We start from the raw sequence: 21,261 nt of genomic DNA, 5'->3' as shown, positions 1-21,261 counted from the left end.
CATCACTACCGGCCGGCGTAAACACTGACGACGCCGGCCAACGAAGAACAGAGGTATTTCAATGGCAGATGAAAGAAACGGCAGAGGCGACGATAACGGCAAGTTGCTCTACTGCTCGTTTTGTGGAAAGAGCCAGCATGAAGTCCGTAAGCTCATTGCAGGGCCCTCGGTGTTCATCTGCGACGAGTGCGTTGATCTGTGCAATGACATTATCCGGGAAGAGATTCAGGAGAACGCCCCGGAGGAGGCCAGCGATCGCCTGCCCACGCCGGCAGAGATTCGAGAGACTCTTAATGAATATGTTATTGGCCAGGATCGCGCCAAGGTCGTTCTGTCTGTAGCGGTGTATAACCACTACAAGCGTCTTCGCTACGGCGAGGGCAAGAGTGATGTCGAGCTGGGCAAAAGCAACATTCTGCTGATCGGTCCCACCGGTAGCGGTAAGACCCTGTTGGCGGAAACCCTTGCGCGCATGCTGAATGTACCGTTTACCATCGCGGATGCGACCACGCTGACCGAAGCAGGCTATGTGGGTGAAGATGTTGAAAACATCATCCAGAAACTGCTGCAGAAGTGCGACTACGATGTCGAAAAGGCCCAGCGCGGTATTGTCTACATCGACGAGATCGACAAGATTTCCCGCAAGTCCGATAACCCGTCCATCACCCGGGACGTCTCGGGTGAGGGTGTACAGCAGGCTTTGCTGAAGCTGATCGAGGGTACTGTCGCTTCGGTTCCTCCTCAGGGTGGGCGTAAACATCCCCAGCAGGAATTCCTGCAGGTGGATACCGGTAATATCCTGTTTATCTGTGGCGGTGCCTTCGCCGGCCTCGACAAGGTCATCCAGGAACGGTCTGAGCGCAGTTCCATTGGCTTCTCGGCTACAGTCAAGAGCCAGGACGACAGCAAGAGCACTGGAGATATCATTCGCGAAGTCGAGACCGAGGATCTGGTGAAGTTTGGCCTGATTCCGGAATTCGTCGGCCGTCTGCCTGTGGTGGCCACGTTGACTGAGCTGGATGAAGAAGCACTGGTGCAGATTCTGACCGAGCCCAAAAACGCCCTGACCAAGCAGTATCAGAAACTGTTTGATATGGAAGGGGTGGAGCTGGACTTCCGGGAAGACGCCCTGCGCGCAGTGGCCAGAAAAGCCATGGAGCGCAAGACGGGTGCCCGTGGTCTGCGGTCGATAATGGAAGCGACCCTGCTGGATACCATGTATCAGATTCCCTCTGAGCATGATGTCTCCAAGGTGGTGATCGACGAGAGTGTGATCAAGGGTGATTCCGAGCCCTTCAAGATCTACGCTAGCAGCGATCACGCCAAGGCGGTACCCGAAGACTGAACGGGCACAGGGCGTAGAATACCGGATGACATAAAAGGGGCGTTCAACGCCCCTTTTTCATCTCAGGCCCGTCTCGTTTGCTCCTGATATTTCCCGTCGTAAAAAGATTGCAATTTATGTCAGCGCCCCAATGTTGGGTGATATGCTGAAAGAAATACTGTCAGAGGATTCCCCATGACCCGTATACCTGATGAAACTGTGCACGAATACCCGCTGCTTCCTTTGCGTGATGTGGTGGTGTTCCCGCACATGGTGGTACCGCTGTTTGTGGGCCGCGAAAAATCCATTCAGGCGCTGGAAGCGGCAATGGAGGGCAGCAAGGAAATCCTGCTGGTAGCCCAGAAAGATGCCTCCACCGACGAGCCGGGCCCGAAGGATGTATTTGCCATGGGCACCCTGGCGACAGTGCTGCAGATGCTTCGGCTGCCGGATGGCACCGTCAAGGTTCTGGTCGAGGGTAACTCCCGTGCCAGCATTTCTGACATCGAGGAAGGCGATTACCTGTCCGGTCAGGCCATTCTGATGGACGAAGAATCCTTGCCGGAGCGCGAGGAAGACGTCCTCACCAAGACCCTGATGGACGAATTCGAGAAGTACGTGAAGCTGTCCAAAAAGGTGCCATCCGAGGTTTCCAATGCCTTGACCGGCATCCACGAGCTTGAGCGTCTGGTCGATACCATGGCCGCGCATCTGGAGATGCGGATTCCCGAGAAACAGGAGTTGCTGGAAGCGCTGGATGTGCGTAAACGGGTGGATCTGCTGCTGGGCAAGCTGGACGGTGAGATTGATCTGATCGAAGTGGAGAAGCGCATCCGTGGCCGTGTGAAAAAGCAGATGGAGCGCAGCCAGCGCGAGTATTACCTGAACGAGCAGATGAAAGCGATCCAGAAGGAAATGGGCCAGCTCGGTGAGGGTAATAACGATTTCGAGGAACTCGAGCAGAAGCTTGAGGAAGCCGGTCTGCCGGAAGAGGCCCGGAAGAAAACCGAAGCCGAGCTGAATAAGCTCAAGATGATGTCTCCGATGTCGGCGGAAGCTACCGTGGTGCGCGGCTACATTGACTGGATGCTGGCTGTACCCTGGAAGAAGCGCAGCCGGGTTCGTCACGACCTTGAAAAGGCCCGAGAAATCCTGGACCGGGATCACTACGGCCTGGACGAGGTGAAGAAGCGTATTCTGGAGTATCTGGCGGTACAGAGTCGGGTCAAGAAGGTAAAAGGGCCTGTGCTCTGCCTGGTAGGGCCTCCCGGGGTTGGCAAGACCTCCCTTGGCCAGTCCATCGCCAAGGCCACCAATCGCAAATACACCCGCATGGCGCTGGGTGGTGTGCGTGACGAAGCCGAGATACGAGGCCACCGCAAGACTTACATCGGCGCGCTGCCGGGCAAGTTGTTGCAGAAGCTTTCCAAGGTGGGTGTGAAGAACCCGCTGTTCCTGTTCGACGAAATCGACAAGATGGGCATGGACCATCGTGGCGATCCGGCCTCGGCGCTGCTCGAGGTGCTGGATCCGGAACAGAACCATACATTCAATGACCACTACCTGGAAGTCGATTACGACCTCTCGGATGTGATGTTCGTGTGTACCTCCAACTCCATGGATATTCCACCGGCACTGCTGGACCGCATGGAGATCATCCGGATTCCCGGATACACCGAAGATGAAAAGGTCAATATTGCCCTGCGTTACCTGCTGCCCAAGCAGCTCAAAGCCAATGGCCTGCGCAAGGACGAACTGAAACTGCCGGAAGAGACTATTCGGGATCTCATTCGTTACTACACCCGGGAAGCCGGTGTGCGGGGCCTTGAGCGCGAGATTGCCAAGATCTGCCGCAAGGTGGTGCGTGAGCACGTAGAGAGCAGCAGCAAGGCCTCGGTGACCCTGACGCCGGATCTTCTCGAGGATTACTCCGGGGTCAAGAAGTTCAAATACGGGCTGGCAGAAGAAACCAACCAGATCGGACAGGTGACCGGTCTGGCATGGACCCAGGTCGGCGGCGAGCTGTTGACCATCGAGTGCGCTTTGACGCCAGGTAAGGGTCGTGTCGTTAAAACCGGCTCGCTGGGTGACGTTATGCAGGAATCCATTCAGACGGCACTTACAGTGGTCCGGAGCAGGGCGGCCGGCCTGGGTGTGGCGGATGATTTCCACGAAAAACACGATCTTCACGTGCACGTACCAGAGGGGGCAACCCCGAAAGACGGCCCGAGTGCCGGTATTGGCATGTGTACAGCACTGGTTTCTGCACTGACCCGAATTCCCGTTCGGGCGGATGTAGCGATGACCGGTGAAATCACCTTGCGAGGTCGCGTTCTGGCGATCGGCGGCTTGAAGGAAAAGCTGCTGGCAGCCCATCGCGGCGGCATCAAGACTGTCATTATCCCGGATGAAAATGTCAGGGATCTCAAAGAGATACCGGACAACATCAAGGAATCGCTGGAGATTCGTCCGGTCAAGTGGATTGATGAGGTTCTGGATATTGCGCTGGCCTACCAGCCGGATCCCCGGGCTGAAAATGCTGACAAGGAAACCGGCAAATCGGCCACTTCTGATGATTCCGGCGACGCTGCAGAGCGCATAAATACACATTAAACACCGGATGAGTTGTTGACACGCCTGAGAGCCCGTTGGTATAACTGTTTCGCCGTGAAGCAGCCAATACCAAGGGCTCCCGCGCAGTAAGTGCCTATTCCGAACACCGGTTTAATGCCGCAAGGAATAAAAAAACTGAAGAATGGAATTCTCCCATCGCTTATGCGATAGTCGAGAACGTCCGCGAAAAAACAAACCGACCTATAACATCTTCAACCTGAAATCGAAGGGGTTTAGTGTGAACAAGTCCGAACTGATCGATGCAATTGCAGAGTCCGCAGACATCTCCAAAGCCGCAGCTGGCCGTGCGCTGGATGCCATGACCAACTCTATCACCGGTGCACTGAAGAAAGGCGACCAGGTTACCCTGATCGGCTTTGGCACCTTCTCTGTGAAAGAGCGTGCTGCCCGTACTGGTCGCAACCCGCAGACTGGTGCAGAAATCAAGATTCCGGCCTCTAAAGTGCCTGGATTCAAGGCAGGCAAGGCCCTGAAAGACGCCGTTAAGTAACGGTTCTTTCTCTGGCAGTTCCCGGTTTCGGGAACTGCCATCAGAATTCAAGGCGCATTCCGGTAAGGGTGCGCCTTTTTGCGTGTTAACTGTGGCTCTCTCAGCTTTCGCCTCACCACTACCAACAGCAGAACCTTGAACAGGGATTCGAGAACAACATGCTTCAAGATATTCGGGATAACGCCCAGAGTACGATCGCCAAGGTTATCGTTGGCCTATTGATTATTTCCCTCTCGATCTGGGGAATGGATGCCATCATCGGCGGCTTCACTGGCGAGCCAGAAGTGGCAACGGTTAACGGCCAGGACATCACCGAGCGGGAGTTTCTGCGCACCGTACAGATGGAAAGCCAGCAGCGCCTTATGCAGATGGAGAATCCGGATCAATCCCTGTTGGACGAAGATCAGATTCGCCGCGACGTGCTGGATGCGCTGATCCGGGAGGCCGTGCTCACTCAGGACGCTCAGAGCCAGGGGCTGGAGCTGACCGACGCCGACATCGATTCCCTGATTACCCAGATGCCCCAGTTCCAGGTGGATGGCCAGTTCAATCGTGATCGGTTTGTAGCCACAGTGCGCAATCTGGGCATGGGCGTTGCCGAGTTCCGCGAAAGCATGCGCAAGAACTATGTGGTAAACCAGATTCGCGCGGCGATCGTCCAGACTGGTGTCGTGGCACCTGAGAATGCAGCCCATTTGCTGGCCATTCAGAATCAGACCCGTGACTTCCGCGTGCTGACCCTTGATGGCAGTAGTGTTCAGGACAAGGTGGATGTGACCGAGGCGGACGTGCAGGCGTACTACGACGAGAACCGTGACCAGTTTCGTCAGCCAGAGCAGGTGGATGCTGCCTACATTACCCTGTCCCAGGGAGCGTTGGCGGAGTCCATTGAAGTTGCCGAAGATGAAGTGCGGGCCTATTACGAGGAGCGTGCTGAAGAATACGCGCGTGAAGAACGCCGTGCCGCCCACATTCTTGTAGAGGCCGGTGATGAAGGGCAGGAGATTCTTGCAACCATCCAGCAGCGTCTTGAAGACGGTGAGTCGTTTGCCGTCCTGGCCGAGGAATACTCAGTCGATACCGTCTCTGCGCAGGAAGGTGGTGATCTCGGTTTTGCCGGCCGTGGTGTCTACGATGAAGCCTTTGAAGACGCTCTGTTTGGGCTGGAAGAAGGCGAAGTTTCTGGTCCGGTTGAGACCAGCTTTGGTCTTCATCTGATCAAGCTGGAAGAGGTGCGCCGCTCCGATGTGCCTGCCTTTGACGAGTTGCGTGAAGATCTGCGACTCGAATTGGCCAGAACCAAGGCCAGTGAGCGTTTTGCGGAAGTTCGCTCGCAACTGGCTGATGCGGCCTACGCCGCCGACGATCTTGCCAGCCCGGCCGAAGAGCTGGGTCTGGAAATTCGGGTGGTCGAAGGTGTCAGCAGGGATGGCGGTGCAGCACCCTTTGATCATGCGGGTCTGGTACGTCAACTGTTCTCTGAAGATGTACTTGAGGGTGGCTACAATACCGAGCTGATCGACGTGGGTGATAACGTGTCGGTCGTTGCCCGGGTGCGCGAGTATCACGAACCGCGCCAATTGGAGTTGGCCGATGTGGAGCCGGAGATTCGTCGGATTCTGGAGAGAACCGAAACCCGGGATGCGCTGGCAGCCCGTGTTGATGAGCTCGTGGCTCAGCTTGAATCCGGTACCAGTGCTGACGAACTTGGTGCCGGTGAATGGCAGCAGTTTGAAGATCAGGGCCGGAGTGTGTCTGGCCTGAGCCCGCGCGTGGTGCAGGAAGTGTTTTCCATGGCCCGCCCGGATGGTGACTCGCCAACCGTTGGCCGCGCCGTTACGGCCGATCAGGCTGCTGTCATTGTGCTGACCGGTGTCAACGAAGGTGAGGTTGATCAGGAAGGTGCGGAATACCAACAGCTGATGCGTTTCCTGGCGCAGCTGGAGGGGCAGCGTGAATATACCGCCTACCAGCAGTACCTTCGCAATACAGCTGAGGTTGAGCGGAACTGATTTGCTGTAGACCTCGAAAAAAAGCCCCCTTTCGGGGGCTTTTTTGTGAGCGGTTCATTCTTTCGGATATCGGGTAGCTTTCAGGCTTTCCTTGATTTTCTTGAGATGGCCCAGAAAATCCGATCCACGTTTCAGCGTTACACCGGTTGCGAGGATGTCGATGACCGTCAAATGAATAATTCTGGAAGACATGGGCATGTACACTTCTGTGTCTTCCGGGGTTGTGACGCCAACCACCACCGTACAGAATTCCGCAAGAGGGGATTCCGGGTTTGTTATACCAATAACCGTTGCGCCGTTCTCTCGCGCCACTCTGGCGATATCAACGCTTTCCTTGGTTCGGCCGGTGTATGAGATCATTACGATCACATCTCCGACCTGCGCCCCTGCCGCCACCATTCTCTGCATGAGAGCGTCGTCGTATGAGGTTACGGGAATGTTGAATCGAAAAAACTTGTGCTGGGCATCGAGTGCGACCGACGCGGAGCCGCCCATGCCAAAAAAGTGGATCTGTTTTGCCTGGATAAGATAGTCGATGGCCGAAGCTAGCGCTTTGTGATCGAGTGACTGGCGAGACTTATCCAGGTTGGCAATGGTGCTGAGCATGATTTTGTCAGCGAATTCAGCCACGGTGTCGTCGGGCTCTATATTCTGGCCGACATAGGGTGTTCCTGTCGCAATGCTCTGTGCTAATCGGATCTTGAAGTCCGGGAAGCCCGTCGCTGAAAAACTCCGACAGAATCGGTTTACAGTAGGTTCGCTGACATTGGCCGCCCGGGCCAGGGCTGCAATGCTGTACCGCGTTGCAGCGCTGGGGTCCTTAAGAATCGCTTCTGCCACTTTGCGCTCGGACTTGTTCAGATTATCCAGGCGTTCCTGAATATCTTCCAGCAGATTCTCTTCCCGGTGCGCGTGACTGGTTGTCATGAATGGATGCTCCGTTGATCTCTTGGGGGCCGAATCATCTAAGAACTCGGGAGTATACCGTTTTATTGGTGTGTTTGCGGTAGTCAACGTGTCATAACGTGGTTTTCTGAGGGCTGGGAGTCAGCAGTTTGACTGTTTTTTTTCTAAAACTACTACTTCCTGTTAATGTGAATGAAGTGGAGCGGCAAATCATGGAGGGCGCGACTCATGGTAAAGAACGCGAATGCCCCGTGTGACCTGATGCTTTTTGGCGCCTTGGGTGACCTGGCTCAGCGTAAACTCTTCCCTGCGCTGTATCAGCTGGAGCGCGCGGGCTTGCTCGCGCAGGGCAGTCGCATTCTGGCGATTGCGCGCACGAAGGCAACAACAGCGGACGTCCGGGAGCAACTGTTTGAAAAGCTTCGCTATCATGTGAAAGACAGTGAGTTTGATGCTGGCGTGGCGAATGCATTTCTGCAGCGGGTGGATTACCTGTTGCTGGATTTCACCGATCCTGAGGGCTACGGGGCCCTGCGTGAGTGGCGGGATGAACCCAACAACGAACTCATCGTCTACATGGCCACGCCGCCTTCGATGTATGGCGTGATTGCCCGCAATATGAAGGCGACCAGTTGTTGTAATGAGAAAACCCGGGTGGTGGTGGAAAAACCTATTGGCCACGACCTTGAGTCGTCCCGGGTGATCAACGATGAGCTTGGAGAGGTCTACCACGAAAACCAGTTGTTCCGGATTGATCACTATCTGGGTAAGGAGACCGTGCAGAATCTGATTGCCCTGCGATTCGCCAACAACCTGTTTGCCTCCCAGTGGGACCAGAATCATATCTCTCACGTTGAAATTACCGTCGCGGAGAGCGTCGGTATAGAAGGGCGCTGGGGCTATTTTGACCAGGCCGGTCAGATTCGCGACATGATTCAGAATCACCTGCTGCAGTTGCTGTGCCTGATTGCGATGGATCCGCCTGCCGACCTGTCAGCGGACAGTATCCGGGACGAGAAGGTAAAGGTACTCAAGGCGCTGAAGCGGATTACCCCGGACATGATGGATCGGTACGTCGTGCGTGGTCAGTACACTGCAGGCACCAGCAATGGCAAGCCGGTTCCGGGTTATCTGGAGGAGGAAGATGCCAACAAGGGCAGTGCCACCGAAACCTTCGTGGCCCTGAAGGCTGAGATCGACAACTGGCGCTGGTCTGGCGTGCCCTTTTACATCCGCACGGGCAAGCGACTACCGGAGAAGCTTTCCCAGATCATCATCCATTTCAAGCCCGCGCCTCACTACATTTTTGACCCGGACCAGAAGCATTTGGCCAACAACAAACTGATTATACGGTTGCAGCCGGATGAGGGAATGGCCCTGAAAATCCTGACCAAGGATCAGGGGCTGGATAAGGGGATGCGATTGCGGCAGGGGCCGTTGGAGCTGACCTTCTCCGAAACCTTTGAAGCGGAACGCATTCCGGATGCCTATGAGCGTTTGCTGTGGGAGGTGATGAAAGGTAATCAATACCTTTTTGTTCGCAGGGATGAGGTGGAATACGCCTGGCGCTGGGTCGACGAGATCATCGCTAACTGGCGAGACAGTGGCGAACCGCCCAAGCGATATGCCGCCGGCACCTGGGGCCCGGTTGCCTCCATTGCCATGATCACACGGGATGGGAGGAGCTGGTATGAGGATGCCTGACATCCGCTTGCCAGAGGGGGTAGGGTTTCACGCCGATGATAATGCCGGGCGCGTGGCCCGGGCCTTGGCCTCGACCGTCGCCGATGTGCTCGCCAGTCGTCTTGAGCAGGCGTCCAGGGTCAGCCTGGTGGTGTCCGGAGGCTCTACGCCTTTACCCTTCTTCAAGGCGTTGTCCGACGCGGATCTGGACTGGTCCAGAGTGGATGTTGTGCTGGCGGACGAGCGCTGGGTGCCGGAGGGCGACCCTGCCAGTAACACAACCCTGGTCAGAAACAATCTGTTAGTGGGCAGGGCTGCGAAAGCCCGTTACCTGGCACTGAAGCAGCCGGGGGAAATTCCGGATCAAGGATTGGAGGCAGTTCGGCAGGCGCTTTCTGTGCTGGTTCTGCCGGTGGATGTGGTGATTCTGGGAATGGGCAATGACGGTCATACCGCTTCGCTGTTTCCGGATGCGCCTGAGCTGCCTGAAGCCATGGATGAGTTCAATACTGGTCTGGTAGCGGCGATGACACCCGAATCCCAGCCTCAGCCCAGGGTGACGCTGACCCGGGCGGTACTGGCGCAAGCGCGCTTTACCGCGCTGCACCTGAAAGGGGAGGACAAGCTGGAGACGCTCAGAAGGGCGTGTTCGGCTCTGGATGATGTATTTGCCATGCCGGTGCGGGCCTTCCTGAAACCCGGCCTGGAAGTGTTCTGGAGCCCGTGACGCCGCGTTGCTTGTCTGGTCACCGCCGCTAACTGCTTTAGGAGATCACCATGAATCAATTGTCGGACTATCATCGCGAGCGGGTGCAGGCCGTTCTGGCAGCCTCGCCTCTGGTGCCTGTGATTGCGATCAAAGACCCGGACGATGCCATCCCGCTGTGCCGTGCGCTGGTAGATGGAGGTATCCGGGTACTTGAAATTACCTTGCGCACCGAGCATGGAGTGCGTGCCATTGAAAAGGTCAGGAAAGCCATTCCCGAAGCCTGGGTTGGTGCAGGAACGGTTACCAGTATCGCCCAGTATCGACAGGTGGAGTCTGCTGGTGCGCAGTTTGTGATTACCCCCGGGATTACTGAGGCCATTCTGGAGTTCGGTGTTACCTCCGAGGCACCGCTGTTGCCAGGGGTTTCGACGGTGTCCGAGCTGATGATGGGGTATGCGTTGGGCTATCGGGAGTTCAAGTTTTTCCCGGCGGAAGTGGCAGGGGGTATCCCTGCGCTTAAGGCCTTCAGCGGGCCATTTCCCGATGTCGTCTTTTGTCCGACTGGTGGCATTAGCCGCCAGACAGCCAGAGATTATCTGGCGTTACCGAATGTCTGTGCTGTTGGTGGGTCCTGGCTCACGCCGGCGGAGGCCATTGCCGGTAAAGACTGGCCGGCAGTGTCGGAAATTGCCAGGGGAAGTCTGGGCGACCTTTAAACCGGACACACAAAACCCACCGTCGTGGTGGGTTTTGTGTGTCCGGCCAAAGGCTGTGCCAGGCGCTGCCCGGCGGCTAGCGGATATCGCTGCCAACGCGCACGATTTTCATGGTGTTGGTGCCGCCCTGGGCATTGACGTAATCCCCCTTGGTAATCACCACCAGATCGCCTTCGTCGACCACGCCGCGCTTGCGCAGTTGCTCCACCGCCTCCGCATTGGTCTGCTCATTGGCAATCCGGGCCGAATCAAACGGTATGGTCTGCACGCCGCGGAACAGGACCACCCGGTGCTGGGTGGAGTGATGGCGGGACAGGGCAAAGATTGGCAGGCTGGATTTGATGCGGGACATCAGTCTGGGAGTGGCGCCCGTCTCGGTCATGCAGATAATGGCTCGGACACCCTGGAGGTGGTTGGCGGCGTACATGGCGGACAGGGCGATGGCTTCGTCTACCCGCTCCATACTCTCATGAATCCGGTGTTTGGACTGGTGCATGGAGGGATGCCGTTCGGCCCCCAGGCAGATGCGTACCATGGCCTCTACCGCCTCTTTCGGGTAGTCGCCTACCGCGGTTTCGGCAGACAGCATGACCGCATCGGTGTAGTCCATTACGGCATTGGCGACGTCGGACACCTCGGCCCGGGTGGGCATCGGGTTGGTGATCATCGATTCCATCATCTGGGTCGCTGTGATGACTGCCCGGTTCAGTACCCGGGCGCGGGCGATGATGTGCTTCTGAACCGCTACCAGTTCGGCATCGCCAATCTCAACCGCCAGGTCGCCCCGAGCGACCATGACGGCGTCTGAGGCGAGGATGACTTCATCCAGAGCCTGGTCGTCGTGTGCTAGTTCCGCCCGCTCAATTTTGGCTACCAGGCCTGCTTCCGAACCGGCTTCGCTCAGCAGTCTGCGTGCGATGTGCATATCTTCGGCGGTGCGCACGAATGAGACGGCGACATAGTCCGCGCCCAGTTTGGCGGCGGTGACAATGTCCTGCTTGTCTTTCTCGGTCAGTGCTTCGGCAGACAGCCCGCCGCCGCGCTTGTTCAGGCCCTTGTTGTTGGATAATGGGCCGCCAATAAGTACCTTGGAGGTAATGCTGTGCTCGTCTACCGACATCACTTCCATTTCGATGCGGCCGTCGTCGAGCACCAGAATGTCGCCGGGGGTAACGTCTTCAATCAGTTGCTCGTAGTCGATGCCCACCCGCTCTGCTGTGCCGGCGTTCTTGTCCATGCTGGCGTCGAGAACGAAGGTTTGCCCGGCTTCCAGAAAGACCTTGTTATCGGTGAATCGCGCGATGCGCAGCTTGGGGCCCTGAAGGTCGGCGAGAAGGGCAACAAAGCGGCTCTGTGCTGCAGCGGCTTCACGAACCTGGCGGGCCCGGGCCATGTGCTCTTCGGCGCTGCCATGGGAAAAATTCAGGCGAGTCACGTCAACGCCAGCCTTGATGATGGCGGCAAGTGACTCCGGTGTGTCTGTGGCGGGGCCGAGCGTGGCGACAATTTTCGTGCGCCTGAGCATATGTGGGTGTCCTTATTCCGGGTTCGCCGGTATGGTCGAAGAGTCGACAGTGCCGGCGGTCAATGAAAACGGGTGCCAGTATATGAACTACTGATGACCCTTCTGTGACACGGTTTCACCTCGCTAGATGTTCGAGGGCTCCCGGTGCCTGCTTTCGTGATATGTAGTAAAGTTACCAAAATAATGGCGATAATTTTTTGCTGTGTCTATGTTTTGAAGCATTTTTTACTATTCTTTGTTCTATGTTCGAGTGAATCCGTAGAGGAGGCTGCAGGATGCATCCAACCATAGTGAAGGTTACTCAGAGAATTGTGGCCCGAAGTCAAGCCACGCGGCAAGAGTACCTCTGTCGTATGGCGGCGCTGAAAAAGAACTCCCCCCAACGGGGCACGCTGTCCTGTGGCAACCTTGCCCACGGCTTTGCCGCCTGTAATCAGGCGGATAAGAACACGCTCAAGCTGATGAACAAGGCCAACGTGGCAATCGTAACGGCCTACAACGATATGCTTTCGGCTCATCAACCCTACCAACAGTTCCCCGATATCATCCGCGAGGCGGCCCATGGTATGGGGTCGGTGGCCCAGGTTGCCGGGGGCACACCCGCCATGTGTGATGGCGTGACCCAGGGGCAGCCTGGCATGGAGCTCAGCCTGTTCTCCCGGGACACGATCGCCATGAGCACGGCGGTTGCTCTCAGCCACAACATGTTTGATGCCACGCTGTTGTTGGGGATCTGCGACAAGATTGTTCCGGGGCTGCTCATCGGATCGCTGAGTTTTGGCTATCTGCCGACCATACTGGTACCCGCCGGCCCCATGCCGTCCGGATTGCCCAACAAAGAGAAGCAGCGCATCCGTCAGCTCTATGCTGAAGGCAGGATTGGCAAAGAGGAGTTGCTGGAAGCCGAGAGCAAGTCATACCACAGTCCCGGTACCTGTACCTTTTATGGCACCGCCAACAGCAACCAGCTGTTGGTTGAGGTGATGGGGCTGCACTTGCCGGGTGCCGCCTTTGTGAATCCAGGCACACCGCTGCGTGAAGCGCTGACCAGGGCAGCGACGGAACAGGTTATCCGGTTATCGAAACCTAACGGTGGAGATCTGGGGCTGGGCGATATGGTAGACGAAAAGAGCATCGTCAATGCTCTGGTCGCCCTGCTGGTAACGGGCGGCTCAACCAACCACACCATTCACTGGATAGCCATCGCCCGCGCTGCCGGCATCATCATTGACTGGAATGACTATGCCGAGCTTTCTGCGGTTGTGCCCTCGTTGACCCGTATCTATCCCAATGGCCAGGAGGATGTGAATGCCTTCCACGAGGCGGGTGGTACGCCGTTCCTGATCCGCGAACTGCTTGCTGGCGGATACCTGCATAACGACGTGCACACAGTGATGGGCCCAGGCCTGGAGCAGTACGCCCGCATGCCGGAACTCGACGATGGTAAGCCCGCCTGGAAGCCTGCAGCTGAGCAAAGTGCCATGCCGGAGGTACTCCGTGGTGTGGCCCAGCCTTTTGCGCCGGATGGTGGGCTCAGGGTGCTGGAGGGCAATCTGGGCAGGGGCGTGATCAAGGTCTCGGCAGTCGCGCCTGAGCACCATACCATTGAGGCCCCGGCCGTGGTATTCAACGATCAGAACGAGCTCAAGGCGGCCTTCGAGGCCGGAGAGCTGAATCGGGATTGCGTTGTGGTTGTGCGATTTCAAGGTCCCCGTGCCAATGGTATGCCGGAGCTACACAAACTCACCCCTTATCTGGGGGTGTTGCAGGACAGGGGCTACAAAGTGGGCCTGGTGACGGATGGCCGGATGTCTGGCGCTTCCGGGAAAGTGCCTGCCGCCATCCACGTATACCCCGAAGCGTTAGATGGCGGACCTTTGGCCCGAGTTGAAGACGGGGATACCGTTGTCCTGGACGCCCGCAACGGAACCCTCAGCATCAGGGTAGAGGATGACGTGCTGGCCGCCCGCAGGCCTGCAACGACGGATTTGTCCGGCTATCATACGGGCTACGGGCGGGAGCTGTTTGGTTGGTTCCGTCGTTCGGCAAGCAACCCTGAACAAGGTGCCAGTTTTTTCTGGAACCACGAGGCATGACAGCAGAACACTATTCTCTGGTGGGGGACATTGGGGGAACCAATGCACGCTTTGCTCTGGTGGGGCAGGGCAGTATAGAACCAGAAGCTATTGAAGTTTTGCCCTGCCGTGACTACGAGAATCTGGATCAGGCGGTGGTCACCTATCTGGAACGTGTAGGTGTGGCGTCGGTCAGGCAGGCCTGTCTGGCCGTGGCCTCCCCCTTGCGCGGTACCCGGGTGACAATGACCAACAATCACTGGCGCTTTGACATTGAGGCGGTGCGACAGGTCTTTGGCTGGTCGGCCTTCAAGGTCATCAATGATTTTACCGCCATGGCGCTGGGCGTGCCCCATGTACCGGACGCCAATCTGGTGCACGTTTGTGGCGGCCCGGGAGACCCTGGCCGGCCGAAACTGGTGATGGGTCCGGGAACGGGCCTGGGCGTTTCCGGTCTGGTTCCGATTCGAAATGGCTGGGTGCCTTTGGTGACTGAAGGGGGCCATGTGGATTTTGCCCCCACCGATGACACGGAAATGGAGGTGTTGCGCCTTCTTCGGGCCAGGTTTGGGCGGGTGTCGGTCGAGCGGATTCTGTGCGGCCAGGGTTTGCTGAACCTGTATCAGGCGCATGCCGAAATCCGTGGCGTGGCGGCCCCGCTCGATGCTCCGGAGAAGATCACAGCCGCCGCTGTGGACGCCTCCGATGCCTTGGCCGGGGAAGTCCTTCGGCATTTCTGCGAAATGCTTGGGCGAACCGCAGGCAATTCGGCGCTGACGCTGGGGAGTCTGGGCGGCGTGTACCTGTGTGGCGGTATGCTGCCAGGGTTTCTCGACTTTTTTCTTGGGAGCCCGTTCCGTGAAGCCTTTGTAGCCAAGGGGCGGATGCGTCCGCTAATGGAATTTACACCGGTTTACGTGGTGACGGAGCCCTATACCGGTTTACTGGGAGCTGCCGAAGCGTTAGGAAATTCTGAGGTATGACCGATTCTTTGATAAACCTGTCCTTTGATGAGCTGGTTCGGCGTGTTCGGGCCTGTCAGATTTGTGCAGGCGATCTGCCCCACGAGCCGAGGCCGGTCATTCAGCTTAGTGAATCCTCCCGCATTCTTGTGGTCGGGCAGGCGCCGGGTCGACGGGTACACGAAACCGGTCTGCCGTTTAACGATCCCAGTGGCGACCGGCTGCGCCAATGGATGGGCATTACCCGCGACACCTTTTACGATGAACAGAAACTCGCCATCCTGCCCATGGGATTCTGTTATCCGGGCACCGGTAAATCCGGAGATCTTCCTCCACGCCCCGAGTGCGCTCCGGCCTGGCGCCGGGCGTTGCTCGACCGCTTGCCGGAGATTCGCCTGACCTTGCTGATCGGTCAATATGCTCATGCCTGGCATATTCCCGGCGCAAGGCGCGCGGTTACCGAGAATGTGCGGCAGTGGCAACAATTCTGGCCTGATGTCATTCCGATGCCCCATCCCAGCCCCCGCAATAACCTCTGGTTGCGAAAGAATCCCTGGTTTGAAGCGGAAGTGGTGCCGGCCATTCAGGCCAGAGTTGCTAGCATTCTGAACTGACCTGGCCACTCCGGTTCATATACTCAGATAGCTCGCTGTATTGTTCCGGGTTAATGTACAGGCCCTGTTTGGTTCGCCGCCAGAGCAGGTCCTCTGGTGTGATCGCCCATTCGTGGGTCATCAGATAATCCACCTCGCGACGAGACAGGGTATCGGTAAACCAGTGGCCGAGATCGGCCATGTTCTGACAGCCTTCCAGAATCTGGTAGCTGCTGGTGCCATAGCTTCGCACAAACCGATGGATTACAGCATCGTCCAGCCAGGGGAAATCGGCCGCGAGTTCGGTGGCCAGCTGCTCCTGAGTGTTGAAGTCGCCGCCGGGCAGCACGGCCGTTCGGGTCCAGGACCGGCCGGCACCGGGAAAATAGCGACTGACCTGATCGGTCACAGCTTCGGCGAGCTTCCGGTAGGTGGTGATCTTGCCCCCGAATACCGAGATCAAAGGGGGCAGCGAGTCCTCATCATCAACCTCGAATGAGTAGTCGCGAGAGGCAGACTGTGCGGTGCCACCCTCGTCGTCCATCAGCGGCCGAACACCGGAGTAACTCCAGACTACATCGTTGGCGGACAGTTGCCGGCGGAAATACTGGTTGACGATCGACAGCAGATAGTCGGTTTCCTCTGGGGAAATCCGCGCCTGCGACGGATCGCCCACGTAATCGACATCGGTGGTGCCGATCAGGGAGAAGCGGTCCTCGTAGGGGATCACGAAAACAATGCGCTCGTCCTGATTCTGAAGAATATAGGCTTCGGTATCCTGGTTGAGCCTGGGTACGACGATGTGGCTGCCCTTGACCATGCGGATCTGCTTGGGAGCTGGCATAGACAGGCTTTCACCGAACAGGCTGCTGACCCAGGGGCCGGTGGCGTTAACGACCACCTTGGCGCGGATGTTGTACTGCTTGTCCCGGTGGTGATCGTCCAGGGTGGCGTGCCATTGCCCGTTACGGCGCTCGGCGCGGCTACAGCGGGTGCGGGTCAATACGGTTGCGCCTTTTTCAGCGGCCTTGCGAGCAGACAGTACCACCAGCCGGGCATCGTCAACCCAGCCATCCGAATACTCGAATCCACGGCTGATGTCTGGTTTCAGGGGCGAGTCCGGGCCAAAGGTAATAGACCGGGAGCCGGGCAGCAGTTCGCGCTTGGCCAGATGATCGTAGAGGAAAAGGCCGGTACGGATCATCCACGCTGGTCGCAGGTGGGGCTGATGGGGCAGGCGAAAACGCATCGGCCACATGATGTGGGGGGCGTTTCGTAGCAGGGCCTCCCGTTCACCGAGTGCTTCCCTGACCAGCCGGAATTCGTAATGCTCAAGATAGCGCAGACCGCCGTGGATAAGTTTGCTGCTGCTGGACGAAGTGGCAGAGGCAAGATCGTTCATCTCACACAGAACAACCCGAAGCCCCCGGCCTGCGGCGTCCATGGCAATTCCGGTGCCGTTTACGCCGCCCCCGACCACCAGAACATCGCATTGCGTGGGGGGAGTGTGAGAGTTGCCTGAAACCAGTCCTTTGTTATTTGCCACTGCCTGAGTGCTCCTGATAATCGCACATAACGCCTGTCATGGAACGATTATCAGGAAACTGCCTGGTCCGGTAAAGCGACCCTGTCACAGGCGGGTGGGCTTACCTGCCTCTTTGCGGCGTTGCTCCCACTCTTCGCGGGTTTGTGCGGCTTCATCACCGGGCAGGAAGTCGATGATCTCGAAGTAATCAGAGCTGAACTGGTCTGCCACCACGGTTTCACGAGGTTTGATCCGGACCACGTAGACGGTCTGGACATTCTGGTGGTCGAACTCGCGCCAGTACTGTTCATCTTTCAGGAAGCTGTAGCGATGCCCCTCAAGGGCCCGGATAACGGCGTCTGTGTTGGTGCTGCCGGCCCGTTCGACAGCATCCTTGTACTGGTAAACAATGCTGTAGGCCGAGGCCGCGGATGATGAAGGGCGCATTTCATAGCGGTCTGAGAAGGCCTCAACAAAGTCTTTACCGCGCTGGTAGTTGTTCTCGTAGGGCAGGTTCCAGACCCAGGGGGCGGCACCAACAACACCTTCCATGATGGTCGGGCCAACCTGTCTGACCATCCCCAGTGTCAGGTTGGGCACAACGATCTGCATTTTTTCCGTCAAACCCATTTCATAGGCCAGGTTCAGAGCCCGGACCATGTCATCGCCGAACAATACCATCATCAATACTTTGGCATCGCTCTCCTGGGCCTGTTCCAGCGCTGCGCGGAAATCATTGATCAGCGCCCGGGGGAAGGGGGTTTTTACACCCTGGTGCACGTCGGTGTTTTCGGTGTTGGAAAACTTTCGTACCGATTCTTCCACGGACCATCCCCAGGTGTAGTCTGAGGTGATGTAGAAAAACTTCTGGTCGGCGTGGTTACGATTGAGATACTGGCTCAGTGCCTTGGCCGTCATCCAGGCGTTGTAGGGCTCCCGGAACATATATCGATGCCCCTCGGCGCCGGTGGTGGCATTGGAGTAGGTCAGGGTGCCGAAGTAGATTCGGTTACGATCCCTGGCGGCTTTGCCGGAAGCAATAGCGACGGCGCTGGAGACGCCACCGAAAACCATCTGCGCGCCCTCGCGGTCAATCAGTTCGGCGGTATTCCTGGCGCCCTGGTCTGGTTCTCCACGGGTATTGCGAATCACCAGTTCGAGGGGCTGGCCCATAACACCGCCTGCCTGGTTGATTTCATCTACCGCCAGATAGGCGCCAAGCCGTTGTTGAAGGCCCTGGTCCTTGTATCTTCCGGTCTGGGGGTAATTCAAACCTATCTTGAGGGTATCGGCGAGGACGGTCGTGCTGGATAATAGCAGGACAGTCGCAAAGATCAGCGCGTTCCTTGGTCTCATTTACGTTGGCCTCCGTAACGGCAGCACAGCGGGTATGGCTGCGTTGCAAACAGTTATTTTGATTGTTTATTGGGCAACTCAAGTGTCAGCCGATACTGTCCGGCCAACAATGGGACTAAAGTTGAAGTTCCGGTAACAATTTGTAGGACGAGCGTTCGATCACACAACCGTTGCTATAAGGCAGGGAAACATTGAGAAGAATGACCAACTCACGCTCGCCTGAAAGCCTGTCGGTGGTGCTCATGGCATTGCTCGCTTTGCTGGTGGCGCTTCCGGCCAGTGCCGAGTGGCACCGATACTCCGACACGGCAATGACAACGCCCGTTGAGCTTGAGTTCTGGGCTGATGAAAGCGTGAGCGCCGATGTGGTGGCCCGTGAGGTATTCGATGTATTTCACCGTGTTGATACCCAAATGAGCCGGTACCGGGCAGATTCTGAATTATCAGCGCTGAACCGGGAGGCTGGAAAAGGCCCGGTTAACGTCAGTGATGGTCTGTTTAAGGTGCTTCAGAAAGCCCGTGAGGTGTCCGAGCTGAGTGAGGGGGCATTCGATGTCACCTTTGGCTCGGTGGGTTACCTCTATGACTTTCGGGCCGGCAAGCAGCCAACGGATGAACAGGTAGCGACCGGGCTCACGCGGGTAAACTTCCGCGATGTCGTATTGGATGTATCCGGGCAAACGGTGGCGTTTCGCCAGCCGGGAATGCTGGTGGACCTGGGCGGCATTGCTAAAGGTTACGCTGTCGATCTGGGTATTGAAGTGCTGGAAGCCCACGGCATACGCCACGCCCGGTTGAGTGCTGGCGGTGATATGCGTCTGCTGGGGGACAAGCGGGGGCGCCCGTGGTATGTGGGTATCCGGGATCCCCGGTCTGGCAATGACAACGCGGTGGTGTTGCCGTTGGCGGATGTAGCGGTATCCACATCCGGCGACTACGAGCGCTTTTTTGTTGATGACGCCGGTGAGCGCGTACACCACATACTGTCACCGAGCACTGGCCGTTCGGTGAAGGGAGTACAGAGCGTTACGATTATTGGTGACGATGCATTGACCACCGATGGCTTGTCCACCGCGGTTTTTGTTCTGGGCCCTGAGAAAGGCCTCAAGATGGTGGAGCGCTTGCCGGCGATCGATGTGGTTGTGATCGACGACAAACGCATGATGCATGTGTCAGAAGGGCTTGTTCCCCCAGAGCCGTAGTAGAGGCAACGTCCCTGCTGTCAGCCGTTGATGGTGCCGTTGACCACATTGGAGAACGCAATCAGGCTGTCCTGCATGGTGCTGTTGCCCAGGCCGTGGCCGGTAAAGCGAGCGCCAAAATCACCCTGTTCGCCATGCAGTGCCATGTAGTTCAAAAGCACCGTTTGAACCAACTGGTTGACGTTGTTGGCGGCCGGGCTGGAACCTGTGTCAACGGATGCATCTGGACGCATGGAGCCGATTTGCCTTCTAATCGGGGTAGGGCGGCCCTTTGGATCGTAGATGAGGAAGAACGAGGCAGCCGTTTGTTGGTTGTCACCAGTCCATTCACCTTTGCCTCTGCCTTCCAGGGAGTCATCAATTCGACCATTGCTGGAAACCGAGCCGTCGCTGAATACATACAGCATCAGCGGCGTTCCAATTCGTGCAGCGTATTCGAGACATGCCCCCATGCAGCGGCCTGCCTGTTCGTCCCGCCGCTCTCCCGTGCCTCGCTCACCAGTGTGGTAGTCGTATCCACCCATGGTGATAGTACCTGCACCAGCGTAGCCGTTAAGCACCAGTTTCATCACAGAGGCTGTTTTCTGGAATTCCCGATTCCCGTTGAATTCCGAGCTTGAGAAAATACCGGCCGGGCCAACGATGTCGGGATCGGCCATTGGATCAAGAGGGTTTGCCTCTTTGCCATAACGGTCTGCGAGGTCTGCACTCTTGAGATACCCGCACTTCACCAGCTTTTTGACCACCTCATCTGTGGTGATCCCAGCGTTCACTTTTTTCATTTTGGCGTCGCTGATCTGGTAGATAGACTCCATGACGGCCACAGCATCGGAGGGATCAAGAATTCCGATCAAATCGCCTACGTCTACCAGACCCGAGGCATCAGATGGGCGGTCTACCTTGGTGGGCCTCACTTCGGGGTCTATCAGGTTCATCGGCGCCATGGAGTTGCCCCCGGAATCCGAGCTCTGGGAGCCTATTAACGTAAGTAACTCTCCGTTGGCGCCGGCTTTGTAGATTCCATACATCGGGTTGTGTGGATTGTTGCCAGTATCGTTTTCTGAGCGAGCGGCGATGATAGCGCCATCCACGCCTGCGCGTGTGCTGGCACTGGTGCTTTGCATAATACCTCTCAGAAAACCACTATCGGAATGAAACGCCAGGCCAAGCTCCTCGTTTACGAAGGCTGGGTCAGAAGGCAGCATGTCACCCGGAAGCCCGAGTTTGTTGTATCCCGCAGTGGTTAGAAAGTCCATCTGACCACCCGCTTTGCCCATGAGTACGTTGGAGCCCGCGATGTTGGCGCCGCCGGCCAGATCAAAGCAGATGAAGGGTATCTTTCCGGCACCGGACACGGCGATACCGCAGCTTTCTTTCAGATTATCGAGATCGGATGACAGCGCTGCGGCTGCCTGACGTGGATTGGCGAACAGGCTGAAGACCGAGGCGCCAAACAGGGTGGCCGAACCTGCCATCAGTCCTTGGGAAATAAACTCGCGTCTGGTCCGCGGCTTGCCATGATCCTGGTGGAGGAGGGGGCTGCCGTTTG

General features: G+C 57.3%; 16 protein-coding genes. 11 read left to right on the top strand and 5 right to left on the bottom strand.

Translation table 11 applies throughout. The features are described 5' to 3' along the window. The first annotated feature begins 61 nt into the window (after positions 1-61). The 4 genes from clpX to JIF53_RS07595 all read left to right on the top strand — a co-directional run bounded on the left by clpX (position 62) and on the right by JIF53_RS07595 (position 6,460). Complete coding sequence (clpX, locus tag JIF53_RS07610; RefSeq protein ID WP_011785317.1) at positions 62-1,345, top strand: ATP-dependent Clp protease ATP-binding subunit ClpX; 1,284 nt, start codon at positions 62-64, stop codon at positions 1,343-1,345. A 174-nt stretch (positions 1,346-1,519) separates the two neighbouring features. Further along, positions 1,520-3,937, top strand: coding sequence for an endopeptidase La (gene lon, locus JIF53_RS07605; protein WP_199452179.1), 2,418 nt, complete (start codon positions 1,520-1,522; stop codon positions 3,935-3,937). A 238-nt stretch (positions 3,938-4,175) separates the two neighbouring features. After that, positions 4,176-4,448, top strand: a complete 273-nt coding sequence (locus JIF53_RS07600) for an HU family DNA-binding protein (protein WP_008174603.1) — start codon at positions 4,176-4,178, stop codon at positions 4,446-4,448. Between the two features lie 158 nt (positions 4,449-4,606). After that, positions 4,607-6,460, top strand: a complete 1,854-nt coding sequence (locus JIF53_RS07595) for a SurA N-terminal domain-containing protein (protein ID WP_199452178.1) — start codon at positions 4,607-4,609, stop codon at positions 6,458-6,460. 54 nt (positions 6,461-6,514) lie between these two features. Here the strand turns inward: JIF53_RS07595 and JIF53_RS07590 are convergent, their stop codons facing one another. Next, positions 6,515-7,387 (bottom strand): MurR/RpiR family transcriptional regulator, encoded by an 873-nt coding sequence (locus JIF53_RS07590; RefSeq protein WP_011785314.1) that lies wholly within the window; start codon positions 7,385-7,387, stop codon positions 6,515-6,517. A gap of 207 nt (positions 7,388-7,594) precedes the next feature. Here JIF53_RS07590 and zwf point away from each other — a divergent pair, with 207 nt between their 5' ends. From zwf to JIF53_RS07575, 3 genes are read left to right on the top strand one after another with little or no spacing between them, the layout of a single operon-like run. Beyond that, positions 7,595-9,070: a glucose-6-phosphate dehydrogenase gene (zwf, locus tag JIF53_RS07585; protein WP_113879026.1), complete on the top strand. Its 1,476-nt coding sequence runs from the start codon at positions 7,595-7,597 to the stop codon at positions 9,068-9,070. After that, positions 9,063-9,776 (top strand): 6-phosphogluconolactonase, encoded by a 714-nt coding sequence (gene pgl / locus JIF53_RS07580; RefSeq protein WP_113879027.1) that lies wholly within the window; start codon positions 9,063-9,065, stop codon positions 9,774-9,776. Before zwf ends, pgl begins: the two co-directional genes overlap by 8 nt. A 50-nt stretch (positions 9,777-9,826) precedes the next feature. Then, positions 9,827-10,474 carry a bifunctional 4-hydroxy-2-oxoglutarate aldolase/2-dehydro-3-deoxy-phosphogluconate aldolase gene (locus tag JIF53_RS07575; protein WP_113879028.1) on the top strand — a complete coding sequence of 216 codons (648 nt, stop codon included), beginning with the start codon at positions 9,827-9,829 and terminating at the stop codon, positions 10,472-10,474. A gap of 76 nt (positions 10,475-10,550) precedes the next feature. Here JIF53_RS07575 and pyk read toward each other — a convergent pair whose 3' ends face one another. Further along, the gene (gene pyk / locus JIF53_RS07570) at positions 10,551-11,999 is read right to left on the bottom strand and encodes a pyruvate kinase (protein WP_199452177.1); all 1,449 of its coding nucleotides are present in this window, start codon (positions 11,997-11,999) and stop codon (positions 10,551-10,553) included. 275 nt (positions 12,000-12,274) lie between these two features. Here pyk and edd point away from each other — a divergent pair, with 275 nt between their 5' ends. Genes edd through JIF53_RS07555 form a run of 3 tightly spaced genes read left to right on the top strand, consistent with a single transcriptional unit; the run spans position 12,275 to position 15,650 of the window. Continuing rightward, positions 12,275-14,095, top strand: coding sequence for a phosphogluconate dehydratase (edd, locus tag JIF53_RS07565; protein WP_199452176.1), 1,821 nt, complete (start codon positions 12,275-12,277; stop codon positions 14,093-14,095). Then, positions 14,092-15,057, top strand: coding sequence for a glucokinase (gene glk / locus JIF53_RS07560; protein ID WP_153741431.1), 966 nt, complete (start codon positions 14,092-14,094; stop codon positions 15,055-15,057). Before edd ends, glk begins: the two co-directional genes overlap by 4 nt. Beyond that, positions 15,054-15,650, top strand: coding sequence for a uracil-DNA glycosylase family protein (locus tag JIF53_RS07555; protein ID WP_022991786.1), 597 nt, complete (start codon positions 15,054-15,056; stop codon positions 15,648-15,650). The genes glk and JIF53_RS07555 overlap by 4 nt, the downstream gene beginning before the upstream one ends. On the opposite strand, the gene glpD is transcribed toward JIF53_RS07555, so the two are convergent. Both glpD and JIF53_RS07545 read right to left on the bottom strand, forming a co-directional pair. Then, the gene (gene glpD / locus JIF53_RS07550; protein ID WP_153741430.1) at positions 15,634-17,175 is read right to left on the bottom strand and encodes a glycerol-3-phosphate dehydrogenase; all 1,542 of its coding nucleotides are present in this window, start codon (positions 17,173-17,175) and stop codon (positions 15,634-15,636) included. The genes JIF53_RS07555 and glpD overlap by 17 nt on opposite strands. Before the next feature lie 84 nt (positions 17,176-17,259). Next, the gene (locus JIF53_RS07545; protein WP_011785305.1) at positions 17,260-18,510 is read right to left on the bottom strand and encodes a substrate-binding protein; all 1,251 of its coding nucleotides are present in this window, start codon (positions 18,508-18,510) and stop codon (positions 17,260-17,262) included. 200 nt (positions 18,511-18,710) lie between these two features. Here JIF53_RS07545 and JIF53_RS07540 point away from each other — a divergent pair, with 200 nt between their 5' ends. Continuing rightward, positions 18,711-19,712: an FAD:protein FMN transferase gene (locus JIF53_RS07540; RefSeq protein ID WP_199452175.1), complete on the top strand. Its 1,002-nt coding sequence runs from the start codon at positions 18,711-18,713 to the stop codon at positions 19,710-19,712. 20 nt (positions 19,713-19,732) lie between these two features. On the opposite strand, the gene JIF53_RS07535 is transcribed toward JIF53_RS07540, so the two are convergent. After that, positions 19,733-21,187: a general secretion pathway protein GspF gene (locus JIF53_RS07535; RefSeq protein ID WP_228285501.1), complete on the bottom strand. Its 1,455-nt coding sequence runs from the start codon at positions 21,185-21,187 to the stop codon at positions 19,733-19,735. Positions 21,188-21,261 lie beyond the last annotated feature (74 nt).

Source organism: Marinobacter sp. bablab_jr008, assembly GCF_016464145.1.
In the GTDB taxonomy this organism is placed as follows: domain Bacteria; phylum Pseudomonadota; class Gammaproteobacteria; order Pseudomonadales; family Oleiphilaceae; genus Marinobacter; species Marinobacter nauticus.
The sequence above is the reverse complement of the archived record's forward strand: the minus strand, read 5'-3'. Positions and strand labels throughout refer to the sequence as shown.